At 74.1% G+C, this 20,407-nt stretch carries 14 protein-coding genes and 1 pseudogene; 5 read left to right on the forward strand and 10 right to left on the reverse strand.

Annotated features, from left to right (window positions below; translation table 11 throughout):
• Positions 1-77 precede the first annotated feature (77 nt).
• Both hisN and ACWCRA_RS02465 read left to right on the forward strand, forming a co-directional pair.
• On the forward strand, positions 78-917 hold the full coding sequence (hisN, locus tag ACWCRA_RS02460) for a histidinol-phosphatase (RefSeq protein WP_451066677.1): 840 nt from the start codon (positions 78-80) through the stop codon (positions 915-917).
• A gap of 61 nt (positions 918-978) precedes the next feature.
• The gene (locus tag ACWCRA_RS02465; RefSeq protein ID WP_451066678.1) at positions 979-2,544 is read left to right on the forward strand and encodes a carbamoyltransferase C-terminal domain-containing protein; all 1,566 of its coding nucleotides are present in this window, start codon (positions 979-981) and stop codon (positions 2,542-2,544) included.
• Positions 2,545-2,607: 63 nt separating this feature from the next.
• On the opposite strand, the gene ACWCRA_RS02470 is transcribed toward ACWCRA_RS02465, so the two are convergent.
• Entirely contained in the window at positions 2,608-3,213 is a 606-nt protein-coding gene (locus ACWCRA_RS02470; RefSeq protein ID WP_351548293.1) for a TetR/AcrR family transcriptional regulator, read from the reverse strand.
• A 93-nt stretch (positions 3,214-3,306) separates the two neighbouring features.
• Between ACWCRA_RS02470 and ACWCRA_RS02475 the strand changes: the two genes are divergently transcribed.
• Positions 3,307-4,509, forward strand: coding sequence for an MFS transporter (locus tag ACWCRA_RS02475; RefSeq protein WP_451066679.1), 1,203 nt, complete (start codon positions 3,307-3,309; stop codon positions 4,507-4,509).
• 55 nt (positions 4,510-4,564) lie between these two features.
• Here ACWCRA_RS02475 and ACWCRA_RS02480 read toward each other — a convergent pair whose 3' ends face one another.
• The 7 genes and pseudogenes from ACWCRA_RS02480 to ACWCRA_RS02510 form a co-directional block, all read right to left on the reverse strand.
• Positions 4,565-4,810, reverse strand: a complete 246-nt coding sequence (locus ACWCRA_RS02480; protein WP_351548299.1) for a Trm112 family protein — start codon at positions 4,808-4,810, stop codon at positions 4,565-4,567.
• A 140-nt stretch (positions 4,811-4,950) separates the two neighbouring features.
• Positions 4,951-5,781 carry a class I SAM-dependent methyltransferase gene (locus ACWCRA_RS02485; protein ID WP_451066680.1) on the reverse strand — a complete coding sequence of 277 codons (831 nt, stop codon included), beginning with the start codon at positions 5,779-5,781 and terminating at the stop codon, positions 4,951-4,953.
• Entirely contained in the window at positions 5,778-7,154 is a 1,377-nt protein-coding gene (locus ACWCRA_RS02490; RefSeq protein WP_451066681.1) for a condensation protein, read from the reverse strand. Before ACWCRA_RS02490 ends, ACWCRA_RS02485 begins: the two co-directional genes overlap by 4 nt.
• Entirely contained in the window at positions 7,151-11,602 is a 4,452-nt protein-coding gene (locus ACWCRA_RS02495; protein ID WP_451066767.1) for an alpha-(1->3)-arabinofuranosyltransferase domain-containing protein, read from the reverse strand. Before ACWCRA_RS02495 ends, ACWCRA_RS02490 begins: the two co-directional genes overlap by 4 nt.
• Positions 11,599-12,399 carry a class I SAM-dependent methyltransferase gene (locus ACWCRA_RS02500; RefSeq protein ID WP_351548307.1) on the reverse strand — a complete coding sequence of 267 codons (801 nt, stop codon included), beginning with the start codon at positions 12,397-12,399 and terminating at the stop codon, positions 11,599-11,601. The genes ACWCRA_RS02495 and ACWCRA_RS02500 overlap by 4 nt, the downstream gene beginning before the upstream one ends.
• A gap of 258 nt (positions 12,400-12,657) precedes the next feature.
• Positions 12,658-13,824, reverse strand: a pseudogene (locus ACWCRA_RS02505) (glycosyltransferase family 4 protein); the annotation flags it as partial.
• Between the two features lie 321 nt (positions 13,825-14,145).
• A complete protein-coding gene (locus ACWCRA_RS02510; RefSeq protein ID WP_351548309.1) occupies positions 14,146-15,141 on the reverse strand; it encodes a DUF3068 domain-containing protein in 996 nt (331 codons plus the stop codon).
• A gap of 294 nt (positions 15,142-15,435) precedes the next feature.
• Between ACWCRA_RS02510 and ACWCRA_RS02515 the strand changes: the two genes are divergently transcribed.
• Together ACWCRA_RS02515 and ACWCRA_RS02520 are read left to right on the forward strand one after the other, a co-directional pair.
• Positions 15,436-15,588 (forward strand): hypothetical protein, encoded by a 153-nt coding sequence (locus ACWCRA_RS02515; RefSeq protein ID WP_351548312.1) that lies wholly within the window; start codon positions 15,436-15,438, stop codon positions 15,586-15,588.
• Positions 15,589-15,659: 71 nt separating this feature from the next.
• Positions 15,660-16,901, forward strand: coding sequence for a helix-turn-helix domain-containing protein (locus ACWCRA_RS02520; protein ID WP_351548435.1), 1,242 nt, complete (start codon positions 15,660-15,662; stop codon positions 16,899-16,901).
• 131 nt (positions 16,902-17,032) lie between these two features.
• Here the strand turns inward: ACWCRA_RS02520 and ACWCRA_RS02525 are convergent, their stop codons facing one another.
• Both ACWCRA_RS02525 and ACWCRA_RS02530 read right to left on the reverse strand, forming a co-directional pair.
• The gene (locus tag ACWCRA_RS02525) at positions 17,033-18,343 is read right to left on the reverse strand and encodes an FAD-dependent monooxygenase (protein ID WP_351548315.1); all 1,311 of its coding nucleotides are present in this window, start codon (positions 18,341-18,343) and stop codon (positions 17,033-17,035) included.
• Positions 18,344-18,580: 237 nt separating this feature from the next.
• Positions 18,581-20,344 (reverse strand): thiopeptide-type bacteriocin biosynthesis protein, encoded by a 1,764-nt coding sequence (locus tag ACWCRA_RS02530; RefSeq protein WP_451066682.1) that lies wholly within the window; start codon positions 20,342-20,344, stop codon positions 18,581-18,583.
• Between the last annotated feature and the right edge of the window lie 63 nt (positions 20,345-20,407).

A 20,407-nucleotide genomic window follows, 5' to 3' on the forward strand; every position in this document is an offset into this window, starting at 1 on the left:
CCGGCGGTCCTCGGCGCTCCGAGCGGACCGCCGGGGGCCGCGTCCCCGAAACCCACGATGTGTGCAGTGAGGCGCCCATGTCACCCCAGGACGATCTCGAACTGGCCCTGCGACTCGCCGATGTCGCGGACGGCATCACCAGCCGCCGCTTCCAGGCCCGCGACCTGGAGATCCGGGAGAAACCGGACCGTACCCCCGTCACCGACGCGGACACCGCCGTCGAGAAGGCCGTGCGCGAGGCCCTCGGCTCCGCCCGCCCGGACGACGCCTTCGCCGGGGAGGAGACCGGTGGTTCCGTCACGGCAGGGCGCACCTGGATGGTCGACCCCGTCGACGGCACCAAGAACTTTCTGCGCGGGGTGCCGGTCTGGGCCACCCTGATCGCCCTGCTGGAGGACGGCCGGCCCACCGTCGGTGTGATCAGCGCGCCCGCCCTGCACAGCCGCTGGTGGGCGGCGGCCGGACAGGGCGCGTGGCTGCGGCGCGGCCCGGCCGGCAGCGCCCCTCTGCCCCTGCGGGTCTCCGGCAACTCCACCCTCGCCCACGCCTATCTGTCCACCACCAGCACACGCACCTGGGACGTCTTCCACTCGCGCGCGGCGTATCTGCGCCTGGCCGAGGCGTGCTGGGAGGACCGTGCCTTCGGGGACTTCCTCCAGCACTGCATGGTCGCCGAGGGAACCCTCGACATCGCGGCCGAACCGGTGGTGAACCCCTGGGACATCACCGCTGTCCAGATCCTCGTGGAGGAGGCCGGTGGTGTCTGCACCGATCTTCTGGGCGCCTCGCCCCGGAGCGGCACCGGCGCCCTCAGTGCCAACCCGCGGTTGCACCGGCTCGCCCTGGAGGCCCTCTCGGCCGGGCCGGGCGGCGCGGCCCCCGGGAGCGGCACAGCCGGCCGCGTCGGACCGGGCTGAACCCGATGAGCGTCCCGGCGTCCCACTGTCCGGTCGGAATTCCCCAGAGAAAGGGACCATCATGCTGATTCTCTCGCTCAAGGAAGGCCATGACGGGGCGATCGCAGCCGTCGAGGACGGCAGGTTGCTCTTCTCCCTGGAGGCGGAGAAGGACTCCTTCCTCCGCTACAGCGGTCTGACCGCCGAGGTGTTCGCCGTGGCGGCGGACCGGCTGGGCGCACAGCCGGACGTCGTCGCCATGAGCGGCTGGATCAAGGGAACCCAGGCCACCGACCAGCCCTCGCGTGCCGGGTATTTCGGTGTGGGCGAATCCGCGATCTCGGACGAGGCCGGCCGGTTCTTCGGCAAGAACGTGCGCGTCTTCTCCTCCACGCACGAACGCTCCCACATCATGACGTCCTATGGAATGTCGGCCTTCCGCCGGGACCAGCCCTTCTACAGCCTGGTCTGGGAGGGGAACATCGGCTCGTTCTACCGCATCGACGAACACGGGAGGGTGACCCATCTGCGGGAGGTGCTCAACCACCCGGGGAACAAGTACTCCTACGGCTTCGCGCTGGCGGACCCCGGCTTCAGCCCGCACCAGGAATTCGTCCGATTCCAGGACGCGGGCAAGCAGATGGCCCTGGCCGGATTCGCCGGGGACCGGGCGGCCACCCGGGAGGAACAGGAAGTCATCGACATCATCCTCGGCCAGAGGAATGTCATCACCGGCGGGCTCAAGGACCGGATGACCGATTCCCCCTTCCACAACATCGGCGTGGAGACGGACGCGTACAAGAGCTTCGCCGCCCGCCTGTCGGACGCCATCTTCGACCGGTTCCACGGCTACGCCCGGGAGCACTTGACGGAGGGCCTCCCGCTGCTCATCTCGGGGGGCTGCGGACTCAACTGCGAGTGGAACCGCCGCTGGCGCGAGTGCGGGCTCTTCCCCGCGGTCTTCGTCCCGCCGTGCCCGAACGACAGCGGCTCCGCGATCGGGACCGCCATCGACGCCCAGCACTTCTACACCGGCTCGGCCGACCTGGACTGGGACGTCTACGCGGGGGGCGAGTTCGTCGAGGACCTGGAGTTCGACCCGCAGCGGTACGAGACGCGCCCGGTGGACTACGGCGAGATCGCCCGCTATCTCCGCGACGGCAACATCATCGGCTGGGCACAGGGCCGCTGGGAGATCGGCCCCCGTGCGCTCGGGAACCGGTCGATCCTCGCCGCTCCCTTCACCGAGGAGACGACCGTCAGGCTCAACAAGATCAAGCAGCGCGAGAGCTACCGCCCCATCGCCCCGATCTGCCTGGAGCGGGACGCGGGCCGCTGGTTCGGCGGCGGGGGCCCCGATCCCTACATGCTGTACTTCAGCCGGGTCGAGTCGGGCGAGCTGCGGGCGGTGACCCATGTCGACGGAACGGCTCGCACCCAGACCGTCGACCCGGAGGCGAACCCGGGAATGGCCGCCCTGCTGACCACCTTCGGTGAACTGACCGGATTCAGCGTTCTCTGCAACACCTCGCTCAACTACTCGGGGCGCGGGTTCATCAACCACAGCAGCGATCTGATCGCCTACGGCGAACTGCATGGGCTGGACGGGTATGTGGTGAATGGCACCTTCATCACCCCGCGACGGTAGCGCGCGCCGCCGCCGGGCCGGTTCCGCCGGTGTCCCGGCCGGGATCGGCCGGCGCCGGTCTCCTCAGGCGGGTCCGGCCGGCGCCGGGCCCAGGGTCAGGAGCGCCCGGTCGATCGCGGTGGCCAGGTGCTCGGGCGCGTGGCCGGCCCGCTCCCGTACCCGCAGGCCGAGCACCGTGGTGAAGAGCAGCTCGACGGCGCCGTCGATGTCGAGGCCGTCGGAGAGTTCGCCCCGGTCGCGGCCCTCGGCCAGTGCCGAGCGCAGCGCCTGCCGCGTGACCTCGAACGCGGCCTCGGTCCGCTGACGGGCCGTCTCGTCGGTGGTGCCCAGCTCGGTGGCGGTGTTGACCACGAGGCAGCCGAGGCCGGACTCTCCGCCGGGCGGGCAGGTGACCAGCCACAGCATCCACTCCCCGAGCACCTCCCGGACCGGGCGGTCCGACACGTCCAGCCGCTGCCGGGCCCGGGCCGATTCGGTGGCCCGGTAGTGGTCCAGCGCCCGCAGGAACAGGGTGTGCTTGTCGGTGAACGTCCGGTAGAGGCTGCTGGGCGTGAGCCCGAGCCGGTCGCCCAGGTCGCGCACCGAGGTGGCGTGGTAGCCGCGCCGCCAGAACAGTCCGGTCGCCGAGGTGACCGCTTCCGTCTCGTCGAACTTCCTCGGGCGTGCCATGTGTTCACCCTTCCCACCTTGCGGAGCGATCGCTCCCATACTACCGTCCTCAGTATGGGAGCGATCGCTCCCGAATGGCTGAGGGAGACTCCGTTGACGACCGCAGAACAGACCCCCGCCCGGACGCGGGGACCGCAGATCCCGGAGAGGAGCCGCTGGACGGCGGTCTCCGCGGTGGCTCTGGGCACCTTCCTGCTGGTGACCGCCGAGCAGCTGCCGATCGGTCTGCTGACCTCCGTGGGGTCCGCGCTGTCGGTCTCCGAGGGGACGGCGGGGCTGATGGTGACGGTGCCCAGCATCGTCGCCGCGTTATCCGCGCCGCTGGTGCCGATGCTCGTCGGGTCGATGGACCGGCGCCTCCTGCTGCTCGGACTGATGACCCTGATGACCGTCTCCAACCTGGTCACCGCCCTGGCGCCGAACTACGCCGTGCTGGTGGGCTCCCGGGTGCTGGTCGGTGTCGCGATCGGCGGCTTCTGGGCGGTCGCCAGCGGCCTGGCCGTCCGGCTCGTCGCCCCCAAGGACGTGCCCCGGGCCACGGCGGTCATCTTCGGCGGCGTCGGAGCGGCGAATGTGTTCGGCGTCCCGCTCGGCACCCTGCTCGGTGATCTCACCGGCTGGCGCGTCGCCTTCGCCTCGCTGAGCGCTCTGGCACTGGTCACCCTGGCCGCCCTGCTGGCGGTGCTGCCGGGGCTGGCCTCCTCCCGGGCGATCCGGCCGGGGCTGCTGATGGAACAGTTCCGCAACCCGGGTGTGCGCGTCGGCATCATCGCGACGGTGCTCATCGTGTTCGGCCACTTCGCCGCCTACACCTTCGTCAGCCCGGTGCTCCAGAGGCTGTCGGGGATCGACGAGCGCTACGTCGGTCCGCTGCTCTTCGGGTTCGGTGTGGCCGGGATGATCGGCAACTTCGCCGCGGGCGCGGCGCTCTCCCGCCAGGTGTACCGGAGCGTGCTGATCACGTCCGTGGCCCTGGCGGTCGCGATGCCGCTCTTCCTGCTGCTGGGGAGGACCGGGGTCGGCGGCGCCCTTCTGCTGGCCGTCTGGGGCCTGGCCTACGGCGGTGTGTCCGTCGGCCTCCAGACCTGGATGATCAAGTCCGCCCCGCAGGCGGTGGAGGCGGCCTCCTCGCTGTGGGTGGCGGTGTTCAATCTGTCGATCGGCCTCGGCGCGCTGGCCGGCGGCGTCATCGTGGACACCCTCTCCTTCCGGAGCGTGCTGTGGCTCTGCGGCGCCTGCGCCCTGCTCGCCGCCCTGGTGATCCGGACCGCCCGCACCAACGACGCCCTGCGGTGAACCAGCCCCACCGGTCCCGGCCCCCGGCGCGCCGGGGGCGGCGCGGCGCGCCCGCCTACCGGGTCAGCCGCTCGTGCTCCTCGTCGGACACCGGCGCCCCGGAGGCCGGCAGCAACCTCGGGACACCGTCCACGATGGGGTACAGCCGCCGCAGCCGGGGGTTGTAGAGCGCGTCCCCGGAGCCGTAGCCGGAGGGGTCGGCGGGGTCGGCGGCCGGGGCGGCGCCGGACCGCACGAGCCGCAGCGGGCCCTTGTCGAGCGGGCAGACGAGGATGCGCAGCAGCGGGTCATCGGGGTTCATGGGCGGTCGGCTCCTGGGCGGTTCTGGTCGGGGGCGATGCGTGACCGGCGGCGGACGGCGGGCGGATCGGTCATGTGAGGCGGGCGGGTGCGGCCCTGCCCGGGTGCGGCTCGCGGCCGGGGGCTCCCGCACCGCACGTCCTACCTCCTCCGCGCGTGCAGCAGCAGGATCGAGGAGAGCGAGGGGGCCGCGCACGCCAGCCGGTCCAGGGGCCGCATCGGGCGCGGCACCCCGTGGAAGGGCGCCCCCGCCACCCGGACCACCTCGAAGCCGGACGCGGCCACGAGCTCCCGCAGCGCGCGGGCCGTGCAGAGCCGCAGATGGCCGACGACCTCGCTGCCGGGACGGCCGTGGATACCGCGCAGACTGACCTCGGAGAAGACGGGCTGGACCCCGGCGAGCAGCAGGGCCCGGTTGTACCAGGCGGCCAGGTTCGGGGTGGACAGCATCAGATGACCGCCGGGGCGCAGTACGCGCCGCAGCTCGTCCAGCGCGCTGTCCGGGTCCACCAGATGCTCGATGACCTCGCTGAACAGCACGGCGTCCACCGCACCGGACCGGAACGGCAGCCGCCCGGTGCCGAGTTCGCCGCGCACCACATCGGGGAGCCGGGCCCGCGCCCGGCGCAGGGCGTCCTGCGACCAGTCCACGCCGACGATCCGGTGTCCGGCGAGCAGTGGCGCCGCCGTGGCCGCCGCCGTGCCGTCACCGCAGCCGACGTCGAGGACGACGGCGGGCCGCGCGGCGGCGGGGCCGAGCGCGGCGGCGAGCATCCGGGCCTGCCGCAGTGTGCGGGCGTCCCCGGACGCGACGGGCACGGCGGGATTCTCGTAGAACTCCCGGAGCCCCCGGGGCGCGTCACCGCCGCCCGCGCCCGGGGGCCGGGTGTCCGTGTCCGCCCCCGGGCCCGTGTCCGGGTCCGTGCTCGGGTCCGCGCTCGGGTCCGCGCTCGACCGGGCGGTCGCCGTCATCCCGTACCCCCTTCCGCCGCCCCGCCGTTCCCGGCCGGGGCGGTCTCCGTCGCGGCCAGACACCGCTCGAACAGCTCCAGCAGCCTCGCCCCGTCCCGCCGGGCGAGCAGCGTCCTCGACCAGCGCAGCGCGAGATGCAGCCGCCCGGCGGTGGACGCCGTCGTCACACTGAGCCCCCGGGGCATCCGCGCGGGCGCGGAGAACCACACGGCGTCCGCGCGGCCCGCGTCGCCGAAGTCCAGGGCGTAGGGAACACGTCCGATATTGCTCAGCAGCGCCGTCGACGACCACGGGCCGGCCGCCCGCCGCAGACCGCGGACCGCGGCGGCCCGCCATGCCACCGGCACCACCGGTGCCGTCAGCAGGGCCGCCCCGTGCCCGAGCTGCGGCCGGGGCACGGACTTGAGGGCGCGGGTGCGGTCGGCGGTCCGGCGCAGCAGCGCACCCATGGCCTCCGCGTCCCCGGTGACGGCGCCCCGCGCGCCGGACGCCAGTTCGGCCACGGTGAAGGGGACGTCGACGAGCCGGGTGCCGTTCCCGATGGGCATGCCGGGGCCGCGCGGCCGGTCGTCCACCGGCATCGTGATCCGCACCGGGCGCGGCGGGGCGCCGCGCTCCCGGTTCCACCGCGCGATCATCAGCGCGGTGGCGACCATGAGCTGGTCGTTCACGGTGTACGCGGCGCCCGGCGGGCGGCGCGGTACGGCCAGGCCGGCCACCAGCACGCCATTGCCCGGAGGGCCGGACGGGGTGCCGCGCGCCACCCGGGCCGACGGTGTCCACGGGGACGGCCCCGCCGCCGGCGCGCCCCGGCCGCCGGGGGCGGTACGGACCGGGGGCGCCGCCGGGGTGCTGTCCCGGCCGCCGTACAGCTCGGCGGCCGTGGCCAGGACCCGCAGACACGCGGGGGCGTCCAGCGCGGTGTGGTTGGCGGTGAGGAACAGGGCCGTACCGCCCGGCCGTTCGGGGTCCGCGACGATGTCGAGGCGGACGGGCGGGGACACCGACAGCGGGGGAGCCGAGGCCAGACAGCGTTCCCTGGCCCGCTCCAGCGCCGAGGGCCCCGGCGCCGGAGCCGTCACCACCTCCAGGCCCGGCTCCGGCTCCCCGGTCGGCTCCCAGAAGTAGCGGCGCCGGTACCAGGGGCCCGGTGTCTGCCGCACCTGGGCGCGGGGGTGGCGGTCCAGCGCCCCGGTGAACGCCCGCCGCAGCCGCGCCGGGTCGGGCCGCCCCGGCAGCCGGATCTCGATGTGGATGGTCTCGGGCTCCTCCTCCCGGAGACAGTGCCGGGTGATCTCGTCGACCACGGGGAACGGCACGAGGGCGGGCCGCCCGGCCCGCACCGGGCGCGCGGGACCATCCACAGCGGTCACCGCCCGCCACCTCCGGGGGCGCCGGGAGCCGCGGGACCCGCCGGGCGCGCGGGAGCGGCGGCGTCCGCCGGGGGCCCGGCGGTCTGCCGGGTGTCCGGGCCGGACGCCCTGCCCCGGCCCGCCCCGAAGCGGAACCGGAAGCCCCGCCCGGCACCGGACCCGGCACCCGCATCGGACCCCGCATCGGACCCGGCACCGGCTTCGGACCCGGCACCCGCATCGGCATCGGACCCCGCATCGGACCCGGCACCGGCTTCGGACCCGGGGCCGGACGCGACCGTCCGTATCCGCCCGCCGCGCCGTGCGGACCCCGTCACCGTCACCAGGGCGGCGAACAGCGCGATGAACGCCAGGAGCTGGGCCGTGTACCCGAACGCCCCCTCCCCGGCGGCCGGAGCCTCCCCGGCCCCGGTGGCCGCGGCGATCCCCGCCCCCGCCATCGCGGCGAACGCGATCGGCACCAGCAGCGCGTGACGCCGGAGAGCGACCAGCGCGAGCGCCGGGACCAGCAGCGCGAGCCAGCCCGCGACCACCACGGCCACCAGGGTCAGCGCCACCACCCCGAGGACCGCCCCGGGCCCGTTCGGCACCGCCGGGGCGGTCCCGTCCGCGTGCTCGGGGTTCTCCTCGCGCCTGCGGAACAGCGTCAGGCCGATCAGCGCCAGCAGGGCGAGACCACCGGCGATCAGCCCGATGCCGTACACCCGGGAGGGTTCGTACGACAGCTTGACCACGCCGCCCTCGCCCTCCGGGATCTCGAAGCCCTGCTGCCAGCCGTCGAGCCTGAGCGGCGACAGCTCCTCGCCGTTCAGCGTGGCCTTCCAGCCGTCGTTGACGTTCTCGTACGTCGTCAGATACGCGGTGGCACCCGGGCCGACTGTCACCTCACGGCGGTCGGGGGACCAGTCGCCGACGGTGAGCCGGCGGCTGCCGGAGGCTGCCGCCGCCGGTTCGCCCCGGGTGAGGGTCACCCCGGTGATCGCCAGCGGACCCGCGTCCCCGGCCTCCACCACATGGGTGCCCGCGCCGAGGTCCATCGTCGGCCGCTCCTTGCCCCGCTGGCAGAGCGTCACCTCGACGGGACGCCGCTCGACCAGGTCCCTGACGGTGCCCTTGGCGCCGGTCGCGTGCAGGGTTCCGTCGATGGCCAGGTCCGGGCCCTCGCCGCACTTCAGGGTGAACGGACGGTCCCCGGCCGGCTGCTTCGTGCGATGGTCCGCGAGCGCCGGGACATGCAGCTCCGTGAGGCCCACGGGGAGCTGGAGATCGTCGCCGGCGAGCGGGTTGTGCAGGGTCACCGGCGCGGTCCTGGTGACGGTGATGTCGAGCCGGTCCGTGGTGATCGGCTCGAAGCGGGCCCAGCCGTTGTCGTCGACGTCCGCGATCGCGGCGCCGTGCGGGGAGCTGATCTCGATCTTCGTGGGCCGGGCCGAGAGCCCGCCCGCGCCGGCCAGCACCAGCGAGTCCACGGACTTCCGGCCGGACCAGCTCAGATGGATCACCGGCTTGTTCCCCGCGATCCAGGCGGTCGTCAGATCGCCGTCGGTCAGATTCCGTGCCGACAGCCCGGCGCCGAGCCTGGCCGTGGAGCCGGCTGTGGCGACGATCCGCCCCGCCTGCTCGGGCGCCACCCGGTACAGCAGCCGGTCCAGCTCGGCGCCGGGCACCGGCACCGCGCTGACCTCGATGTTCCGCGCTCCGGCCGTGTCGGTGGCGAAGGAGCGGTGCAGCCCCGACTCCGTGCCGGCCGGGGAGAGCCCGCCCGGGTCGGCCGACCGGTGCAGCGACACCAAGTCGGCCGCCGCGTCCGAACCCGCTCCGTCAGCGGGCAGCTTCAGCATCCGGGTCACCGTGACACCGGGAATCGAGATCTCGGAGAACCCGGCACCGATCAGCCCGGGCCGCCCGGTCTCCACGTCCAGGATGGTGAGCTTCAGCCACCTCGTCCCACCCGCCGGCGACGTGATCTCCTGGGTCTTCCCGCCGGTCGCCAGCGGACTGACCGCGCTGCCCCGCTCGGTCTCCACCTTCACCCGCGTCGCGGCGGACCGCACCCCGTCCTGGGGGAGCGGGGTCACCTCCAGCGACGACGGCATCCGCTTCTTCCCGTCGAACGCGATCCGCAGCCACTGCCCCTTCGCGCTGTCGTGCGCTCCCTCGGCCCACGCCGTGCCGGGGTCGCCGTCGAAGGCGTTCACCGGATCGTACTGCGGGAGGTGGAACAGCCAGTTGCCGCTGGAGGACGCCGTCACCTCGCGCGCCCCGCGCAGCTCGGCCACCGTCTGTCGCTCGATGCCCTTCGTCGGCAGGATCTGGTGCGGCGCCTCCCCGGCTGCCTGCGCGCTGTCGGGATGATTGCGCTCGTCCTCGGTGTACGTGTACGAGGTGTTGGTGTTCACCAGGCCGAACCGGGTGTCGGCGCGCCGCAGCCCGTCACCGGTGACCTGGAGCGCCGGCCGGTCGACGCCGGGGTGCTCGTCCCCGGTCAGCACGGCGGGCCGGCCGCGCAGCGCCGGGTCGGCGGCGAGCGGCAGCAGCGACTCCGGTCCGCCGGAGACCACGGCGGTGTCGGCGGCGGCGTGGATCGCGGCCCGGCCGGGCGGCGGGGTGCCCCCGCCCGGCGCGAAGATCTCCACCGCCCGCTGCCTCGGGTACAGCCCCTCGACCTGGAGGGGGGTGTCGTCCGCGATCCGCCCCCCGGTCATGACGGGACCGATGCCCTTGACCCGCTGGTAGCCGGACTGCTCCAGCGCCCGCTTCACGGTCGGGGTCGGCACATAGCCGATCTGGTCCGGGTCCAGGTCGTTGCGGACCACCACATAGTGCAGCCCCGCCCGGCCCAGATAGTCCCGCAGCCCCGGTATCGCGGCGCCGGTGAGGAGGGCCTGCTCCACGGCGTCCAGGGCGCGCCGGTTGCCGGCCGTACCGAACGGCACATAGTCGCGCTGGGCCCAGGGGGAGTCGGCGAGCACGTCGAGGGGCTGGTCGATGGGCGAGCCCCAGGTGTAGATGCCGTGCGCGGTCGCCGGGACCACCAGGGCCCGGCTGTCCGGCGAGTGCTCCTCCAGCCAGTCGGCCGTGGACTCCCAGTGCGTGGGCAGCCTGGTGAACGAACCCGGCTGGAGAATGGCGCCGTTGACATACGGCAGGGCGAGCCCGGGCAGCACCAGCAGCGCCGCGATCAGCGGGGCGTACCGCCGGCCCCACCGCACCCCGTGCCCCGGCCGCGCCCCGCGCTCCCGCACCGCGACGGCGGTGAGATGGACGAGCCCGAGCACCAGCGCGAGCGCGAGACCCGGCTGGAACTTGTAGATGTTCCGGAACGGCACCAGCGGCCCGTCCAGCAGATCCCGCACGGGCCCCGCGAACGGCGCGCCGAACTTCCCCGCGTACCCGGCGAGGGTGAGCAGCGCGACCGTCAGCACGGTCAGCACCAGCCAGCGGCGCTCGGGCAGATCCCGCCGGGCGAGCCCGGCGAGCCCCAGCGCGGCGGCCAGCGCCGAACCCACGACGACCGGGACCGACGCCGCGACACTCCACCCGGCGGGCAGCCACGCCTCACCGAAGTTCAGATACGCCACCCAGTTGCCGGCGCCCCGCAGGGTCTCCGTCGCCGCCATCGTGTCCGTGGTGACCTGGGATGTCTCGATGTACGGAAGGAAGTTCTCCCCGTACACGGCGAGGAGCAGCAGCGGGATCACCCACCACAGCGTCGCCAGCAGGACCCCCGGCACCCACCACAGAATGAGCCTCAGCTTCCGCGGACCGTTCGGCCGGGACAGCAGATACAGCCCCACCGGCAGCAGGGACGCCAGGGTGGACGCCGCGTTGACCCCGCCCATGAAGGGGATCAGCAGGGCGGAGCGCAGCGCCGCGACCCGCGCGCTGTACCGGTCGTCGGTGAGCGGCAGCAGCACCCACGGCAGCAGCGCGCCGGGCAGGGCGGCGGCCGAAGTGGAGCCGACGACGATGGTGAACGTCGGCCACAGCGCGTACGCCACCGCGCCGAGCAGCCGTGTCGAACGGGTGCCGACGGCCAGGCGCTCGGCCAGCCGCAGCGCCCCCCAGAACGCGGTGGTCACCACCAGCGAAAGCCACAGCCGCTCCGCCAGCCACACCGGCACCTGGAGCAGATCGGCGAGGCCGTGGAAGGGCAGCATCGGGAACGCGTACCCGATGTACTGGTTGGTGAGCCCGCCGAAACCGCCGGTGTCCCGCCACAGCGTCCCGAGGTCGGCCATGAACCGCCAGGGATCGGTGGTGACACCGAGCTTGGTCTCGAACGTCATGCGCCCCGGCGACACCGCCAGGAAGAGCACGAACACCACGGCCCAGAACGCCAGGAGCCATCGCCGCGACCGTGGCCCCTCGGGAGGGTCCTGGGCCGTGCCGGTGGTCCGGACGGCCGCCGGAGGGGGAGCCTGGGCCGCTGGGGCCGTACTGGTCATGGACACCGCCGAAGAATGAGGAGGAGATTCCAGGTAGCGAACTCACGCAGGCCGGGCACCCGGGTGACCGCGGCGGCCAGGAACGGCCAGTAGCGGGAGCGGGCGCGGACCACGGTGATGTCGGTCCTGGCCCGTACCTGGCGCAGGGTGGGACCGATGTGCACGGCGAAGAGGTTCTCGCCGAGGACGTGCTTGGCGGGACGGCCGGTGCGCCGCTCGTAGCGGGCCCGAGCCCTCGCGGCGCCCAGATAGTGCCAGGGCGCCCACTCGTGACCGCCCCAGGGGGAGAGCCAGTTGGTGAACGAGACATAGATCAGGCCGCCGGGGCGGGTGACGCGGATCATCTCACTGAGGAAGGTCTCGGGATCGTCCACATGCTCCAGGACGTTGGAGGAGAAGCACACATCGGCCGAACCGTCCGCGAGCGGCAGCAGATAGCCGTCCGCGACGACCGCCCCCTCGGGCGGCTTCGGCCCCAGCTCCCGCGCGTCCGGCTCGAAGAGGAAGCTGTGCGCGCCGCGCCGGCGGAACTCCTCGGTGAAGTTCCCGCCCCCGCCGCCGATGTCGACGACGGTACGCCCGCGGACCGGCCCGCCGTACGCCTCGACCTGGTCGGCGGCGTCCCGGGCCAGCAGTGTGTAGCACGCCCGGGGGTCGTCCTGTTCCCGCATGAAGGCCCGGAACAGGGCCAGCGAACGCCGGAAGGAGGGGTCTTTCGGTGACGCGCGGCGGCCGTCGGTCCGCGGGACACCGGGGGTGCCCGCGGTGGCGCGGACACCTGGAGCGGGGGCTGGCATCGATCCTCACTTCCGCCGGGAGCGCGCGGCGGTCCGCGCGGGTCGCGGACTCTCCCGGGGTTCGGTCCGCCGGCCGCCCGGCCGGCCGGCGGTGGTGGTGGGAAGGGGCGGGACGGCGCCCGGCGGGGGAGCGCCCGGCTCGGGCACCGTGGACAGACGGGCCCGGTCTCCGCCGGGGGAGCCGCCCCCGCCCGGGGCGCGGGCCCGGTCTCCGCCGGGGGAGTGGCCCCCGCCCGGGGCGCGGGCCCGGTCTCCGCCGGGGGAGTGGCCCCGGTCCCGGCCCTGGGCGGCCGCCTCCACGGCGACCTCGCGGAACGCCCGTACCGTACTGGCCCAGGTGTACCCGGCCGCCGCCTCGCGCGCGGCCCGCCCCATCGCCGTCCGGCGCTCCTCGCTGAGCGCCAGCGAGCACCAGGCGGCGGCGAACGAACTCTCGCCCCGGGCCAGCACCCCGGTCACCCCGTCGTCCACCGAGTCCCGCAGCCCCGGCACGTCGAAGCCGACCGCCGGAGTCGACCGGATGGCGGCCTCCGTGACCACCAGACCCCACCCCTCCACGGCCGACGGATGCACCAGCAGCCAGGCGGCGCAGAGCAGCCGGTGCTTCTCCGCCTCCGTGACATGGCCCGCGAACTCCACACCGGCGCCCGCGAGCCGCTCCAGCCGGGCCCGTTCCGGACCGTCCCCGACGATGACGAGCCGGCCGCCGGTCACCGGCCGCACCCGTTCCCACAGCCGCAGCAGCAGATCGATCCGCTTGTACTCCACGAGCCGGCCCAGCGCCACGAACAGCGGCCGGGGCGAGCGCGGATGCCGGGGCCCGGGCTCCTCGACACCGTTGTGCACCACGCGTATCCGGTCCTGGTCGACTCCGATCCCGCGCAGCGCCCCGGCCGTGGACGGGGACACCGCGACCATCAGATTCCGCCGCTGTGCCTCCTTCAGGGCCCAGTGCTCCAGCCGGCGCCCCAGCCGCCCGGCGGGCGCGAGGGCACGGCCGCCGAAGCGCATGTCCCACAGGTCCGTGTGGACGTGGTTGACCAGACAGAGCGTCGGACCGCTGTGCCACAGCGGTGTCAGATAGGGCATGCCGTTGCACACCTCGACCAGCAGGTCGCACGCGCCGACCCGCTGGGCCAGGGCACCGCGGGCCCGCAGGAAGTGACCGAGGTCGCCGCCCGCCGACACCACGCGGTAGTCACGGCGGGCCGCCGGTCCACCGCAGACGAGGGTGACCTGATGGCCGAGGCGGGTGAGCCCGCCGGCCAGCCGGTCGACCAGGATCTCGGAACCGCCGGCGGCGGGATTCCCGAGGTCGCGACGGGAGAGGAACACAATGCGGCGCGGCTCGGCGGGCGGCGCCGCGGGGGGCTGGGCGGGCCGGGGACCGGCCGCGCGCAGCGAAGCGTGCACGTGCTGGGGCATGGGTGCTCCGACTCGTCTCAGGGTGCGGAACCGTGCGGTGGTACGAGGGAGGTGCACGGCGGTACGGAGTGCCGGCGGCGCGGTGGTTCGTGCGGTGGCCGGGTCCGGAACCGCGCCGGGGAGCGACTGCCGTCGCGCGCGGTTCCGGCGGGGTCCGGCCGGATGCGGGCCGCCCCGGAGGGTGCCGGGGCCGCTCGGATGTGCTGGGGTCATGCACGGATGGTGTGTTCGGGTGGGTGGGATGGACAGTTTTCGCCCAGTGGTTCGCCGCGGCTACTCACCGAGGTGACAAATTGCGCACCTGTTACCGGCCGTACCTCATCACCGGGTGGAGTGTTCCGGCACCCGGACCGGAGCCGGGACCCCGGCGGGGTCCTCGGGACGCCTCCGGAACACCATGACCGAGCCCGCCACGGCCAGCAGCAGCCCCAGCGCGCCCGCTCCCACGGGCCCCGTCACCCCCACCAACTGGAGCTTGCGGTTGTCGGCCCTCGCCAGCTCGACCTGCTTCCTCTGCGTCTCCTCGGTGAACGCGATGCGCTCGCTCTCCAGCAGCACCACCTCGTTCTCGGCGGAGTCGGCCCCGGGCGCCCGCAGCGTCTTCCTCGGCCCGATCGCCGCGAGGAGAATCCGCCCGGTCCGCTGGTCCGCGACCAGCTCGATGCCGTGGTTGGCGTACCACTCCTCGGCGAGCACCTGGCCGCGCTCCGGCCGGCCGACGAGCACCCCCGGCACCTGCCGCGTCCCGGTTTTGACCGGGTCGACCGTGCCGGTGAACAGATAGCCCTCATGGCCCTGGACCTTCGTCCGCTCCTTGAACCGGAGCTCCACGGTGGCGCCCAGCGTGCTGTCCCACCAGCGGTACGGACGCTTCTCCACGTTGAACGGGAACTTCAGGTACGCCTCGCCGTCGAATCGCGGACTCTCCCCGCAGCAGTGCACGGGGGCGTTGGTCTCACGGTCGGTCACCCAGCGTTCCACGGTCCACTGGAACGAGTCGTGGGGATCGGACGCGGGCAGGGTGTCGTTCGTGTCGACACTCGTGGACACGTCCCAGATGGCCCGGCCGCTCTCCTCGCTGTCGGCCACGTCGCCGCGGACCTTGCGGGTGATGGTCAGCTCCGCCTCGTCGACGGTCTTGACCCTGCCGGTGTCGAAATAGCTTCCCTGACCAGTGAAGACCGTGGTCACATCGGTGTCGATCGGGGTGCGCTGGGCGCGCGGCTCGACATACCAGGCGAGCATCGCGGCCAGCACCAGCAGAAAGGTGCCGGCGCCCAGCAGAACGAGCGGGACGGGTGAGGTGGTGCGTCGCATCCGGGCACTCCAGGAGGGTTCGGGGCGGCTCGACACGGGGTCGGGGAGTCGCGGTCACAAGGTGACGGAACGTAGTCGCGCGGGCGGGGAAAGTGCAGCCGCGGTATGGGCCGGGAACCGTAGGCGCACCCTTGACTAGGTGTCAATGCATTGCCGACACTGGGCCCCAGCCGGTCGGGGCCGGTGTGCGCCACCACGGGAGGCCCGAACCAGGGGCCCGTGGCCACTGGCGCGGATCGTGTGGATCATCCAGGGTGGGGACGACCTTTCGACCGGAGAGGCTGGACCCCCAGCATGCCCAGACTGCTCGCCGCCGCACTCACCGCCGCGGCCGCCGCGGCCCTCGCCGTGGGCGCCGCCCTCGGTGTCGTGGCCCTGCTCGACGCCACCCCGGACCAGCCCAACACCCCGCTGGTCACCTACGAGACGGCCGACCGGGAGCGCTGACCGTGCCCTCCTCCACCCCGGCCCTCGGCCCCCCGGGCGCGGCGGCCCCCGTCACCGGCGGGGACCGCGCCGTGCCGCCCCTCGGGGCCCGTTCGGCCTGGTACGACGTACCGCGCAGCCAGGTGCGCCGGTTCGCGGCGCTCGCCATGGCCGAGGCTCCCGCGCTGGCCGAGGAGATCCTGCGGGAGATCCGCCGCGAGTACCCGCACGTCCCGGTCATCCTCGACGACTCCGGCGAACCCAAGTCCCTCATCGGCATCCGGCGCGCCATCGAGATCTTCGTGCTGCATCTGGAGACCGCGGAGGACCGGCCGCGGGTCCACCCCGAGGTCTTCCAGGACTTCGGCCGGGGCGAGGGGATCGGCGGGCGCAGCCTCGACTCGCTCCAGGCCATCTACCGCCTCGGTGTCCGCCTCACCTGGCGCCGCCTCGCCGAGATCGGCCAGCGCGTCGACATCCCGCCACCGGCCATGTACGAACTGGTCGACGCGGGATACGAGTATCTGGACGGGCTGGTCGACCAGTCGGTGCGCGGCTATGCCGAGGCCGCCGCCCGGCAGGCCGGTGAACGCCTCCGGCTCCAGCGCGAGCTGATGGAACTCCTCCTCGTGGAGGACCGCAGCCGCCCCGCCGCCGGCCCGCACGAGATCGCCGCCGCCCTCGCGGAGCGCGCCGCCCGGATCGGCTGGCCGCTGCCCGCCAGGGTCGCGGCCGGGGTGCTGCTGCGCCCCGCCCGCCAGGCCGTCGCCCCCGCCGTGGGCCAGGGTGTCCTTCTGGACATGGAGGCCGAACAGCCCCGTATGGTCGTGCCCGACCCGGACGCGGCGGGCCGCCCCGAACTGCTGCGGCGCGCCATGACCGGCTGGGCCGGCGCGATCGGGCCACCGGTGCCCCTGGTCGACGCCGCGAAGTCACTGCGCTGGGCCGAGGCCGCGGTACGCCTCATGGAGCGCGGGCTGCTCCCGGCCGGGGAGGTGCTGCACTGCACCGAGCACACCGAGGCGCTGGTGCTCCTCCAGCCCGAGGAACTGATCGACGACCTGGCCCGCCGCACCCTCGCCCCGCTCGCCGAGTGCGGCCGGACCCATGCCCGCCGCCTCGCCGAAACCCTCCTCGCCTGGCTGGAGACCCGCGGCGGCGCCCCCGAGGTCGCGGGCCGCCTCGGCGTCCACCCCCAGACCGTCCGCTACCGCCTCCGCCAGATCCGCGAGCTGTGGGGCGACGAGATCGACGACCCCGACCGCCGCTTCGAACTCGAACTGGTCCTCCGCGCCCAGCGCCTGCGCGGAGAGCTGGGCCGCTTCACCCCCTGACCCGCGCACCACGTCCGCGGCCCGGGCGCCGGCCCGCTCGCCGGCCACGGCCACGGCCACGGCCATGGCCCGGACGGTGGCGCCGCACGGTGCCCGGCGCCCGGGCCGGGCACCGTGCGGCGCCACCGCGATCAACTCGACCGGGACCGGAACACCTTGCCCAGCACCGCCGGCCGCCCCAGTGACAGCGGACTGTCCAGCGCTCCGGCGATCCGGACGAAGCCGGCCGCCACCGCCGCGTCCTGCTCCGCGAGCGCCACCACGCGGCGCAGATACCAGGAGGCCAGCCCCGCGCCCGGCACGCTGAGACCTCCCACGCCGGGGAGGGCGGAGTCCGAGAGACCCGAGAACCACCACGGGCCCACCACCACACGCGCCGCGTCCCGGAAGAAGCCCCGGTGGATGCCGTCGAGACCCTTGCGCAGACGCTTGTCGAGGATCAGCGCGTACGCCGCGGCGGACATGATCCCCGTGCCGTAGAGGGGATTGAGCACCGCCAGGGCGTCGCCGGTCACCAGGAATCCCTCGGGGAAACGCGACAGCCGGTCGTACCGGCGCCGGAACGTCCTGGGAACCTGGAAGGAGTGCACCTCGGGGGAGACCTTCGCGGACTGGATGGCCCGCCACACATCGTCGGGGGCCAGGGCCTCCGCCTGGGCCATGAAGCGCTCGGGCTGGGTGCTCGGACGGTGGTCGCCGTAGCCGAAGACCGTCATCGTCCACCGTCCCGCCTCCTGGACGGTGAAGTAGAAGCCGCGCGGACGGTTCAGTTCGGGCCCCACCACAATCGCCCGGTCGTGGCCCAGGACATCCGGCGCGCACTCCACCAGTCGGCTCGCGTACCCCAGATTGACCCCGATCCGGTCCTCCGGCGGTGCCTTGTACCCCATCTCCGCCAGCCAGGCCCGCGCCCGGCCGGCCCGGCCCGTCGCGTCCACCACCAGGTCCGCCGCGAGATCCTCCGTCTGCCCGCCGTCGGCGCGCGCGACCGTCACCCCCGACACCCGGCCGGGCGAATCGACGATGGGCCTGACCGCTTCCCAGCCGAACCGGGTGGACACCTGCGCGTGGGCGTCCACCCGCTTGCGGATTCCCTCCTCCAGGAACGGCCTGCTCGCCCAGACCGTCTCCAGGGCGCTCCGCGACTGACGCAGACGGCGGCCGTAGTAGGTGATGCGGTGCTGGTCCAGCATGCCCACCCGGAGCCCGCCGTCGGCGATGAACTCCTCGCCGATTCCCGGGAACAGGCGCTCCAGCAGATCATTGGCCTTCAGCGCCAGAACATGCGGATGCCAGCCCTGGGGGATGCCCCGCCGCGGATCGAGGCTCCCGCCCTCGTCGCGCTCCACCAGCGTCACCCGCTCGAAATGCCCCGCGAGCACATGCGCCGCCATCAGCCCGCTCATGCCGCCGCCGAGTACCACCGCATGTGTCCCGAGCATCCGCACCACGTCCCTTTGCGGTCGGCCGGCGGACGAGCCGGCCTCCCTGTCCCCCTCCACCTCCCCCACCGCCGTCCCTTCACCCCGCCGCGTCGGGGCGACCACTCAAACGGGCGACCGCATAAACGGCCAAGGGGGATGGAGATGGGCTTAGTGGTGGATTACGGATGGAAGGGATGAATCAGGGGTGAGGGGGGCGATGTTCGGCGGCGTCGGAGCCGCGAGACCCGGTGTCCGTCATCCGGTGTCCGTCATTCCGGCCGTCGGCGGCCTGCCCATGGGCAGCAGGTACTGAAGGGGCCGGTCCAGATCGTCCAGCCCGAACACCTCGTGCGCGAGGTCGTCGCGGAAGCCGCCGAGGGGGGTGCAGGCGAGGTCCAGGGCGGTGGCCGCGAGCAGGAGGGACTGCGTCAGATGGCCCGCCTCCAGGAGACCGAGGCGCAGGGCGCGCAGCCCGTAGCGGCGGCGGAGCAGGCCCAGATCCACGTACAGACCGAGGAACAGCGGGAGTCCCTCCGGCGCGATGCCGTCGGGGTCGCCGGGCGGACGGGACAGATACGAGGAGAGGGCGGCGACCTCGTCCCGGGCGGGCGCCGGGCCGATGAACCGCAGGGAGCGCCGGTCCGGCAGACAGTGGTAGGTGCCCGGGGCCAGTCCCTCGACATCCAGGGCGATCAGCCGGATACCGGCGGCGTACAGGGCACCCGGGCTCGGATAGGGGCGGTGGCGCATGATCCGTTCGCTCCCGTCCGCGTGCCGGTGGACCGAGGTGTGCCCGGAGGCGTGCGCCCCCCACAGCAGGGTGCCGAGCGTCCGCGCGTCCAGCGGGCCCGTCAGCGCGCCGCGCCGGGAGACCCGGGCCGCCATCACCGTGCGCAGACCCGTCTCCGGGAGCGGATCGGCGGGGAGGGCCCGCTCCGGGGGGAGGGTCCGCCCGGCGGACCGGAGCGGCTCCGCCCGGGGGGAGGTCCCGGCGGGCGCGGGCGGCAGATCGCGGGCGGCCGAGTCCTGCTCGCGCCCGATGTGGAACTTGCTCCGCTCCAGATACCGCCGGTCCGGCGACAGGTGCCCGGCCGGGAAGAACGATGTCTCCCCGCCCTCGTCGAGAAGGGTGCGCGCGGCCAGGAGGCAGACGGCCCGCTCCTCGTCGGGCGCCGTGCCGAGCCGGTTGAAGAGCATATGGAGCTGGGAGGCCCACACCAGGGGACGGTTCACGGCGGGGGAGCAGGCCCGTACCGCCTCGTCGGCGGCCCGGACCCCCCGGTGCCACTCCAGCAGCGGGCCGGGAGCCGTGCCGTCGGCGAGCCCGCTCCGCACCGAATCCGCGCGGCCCGCGAGGGCCTCGCGCTGGAGCGCGTACACCTGGTTGACCCGGGTGTGGACATGCTGGGGTGCCAGCAGCGGCACCTCCTCGGCCCAGCGCCAGCCGGCCGCGTGCCGCCGCAGCCACCGCGCCGCCGTCAGCGGGTCCATGCCCAGGGCGAGGGCCGTGGTGTGCGCGAGATCGACGGCGAGGGCGAGCCGTGCGCTGCCGCGCGGAGCGCCGGCCAGGGCGCGCACCGCCACACCGCTGGAGAGCAGGAACACCTCCTCCGCCACCGGCAGGGCGGCCGGTCCGCCGTACCGCCCGGTCTCCGGGACGTAGGGCTCCTGGCGGACCTCGCCGTGCCGCCCCGGCGGTTCCCCGTCCGGGGCCGGCCCGCCGGCCACGACCGCCAGCCGTCCCACCAGGCGCGCCAGCGCCCCCGGCAGCGCCGCCGCCTCGTCCGGCGCCGCCTCCCGCACCCGGACGCGCAGATGGTGTCCGCCCTCGTCGTAGCGGATGAAGAACCAGCCGGTGGCCCCGCCCCGGGCGACGAGACCGTCGAGCAGCGGCGCCAGATCCCGGTGGAGGAAGGCGTCGGTGTCCTCGGGGGCCGACCGCAGAAAACAGTGGAGGCTGAGCCAGCCGCCCGCGCCCGTCGGTCCGGTCGCCGGTGTCACATCGAGGGTGTCCGTCACATGATGTCCTGGTCGCTCGGGGTGCTGAGGGTGGGGGAGGGAGATATGGGCGGTGCGGCGGCG

The sequence above is a fragment of the Streptomyces sp. NPDC001889 genome (assembly GCF_053594535.1).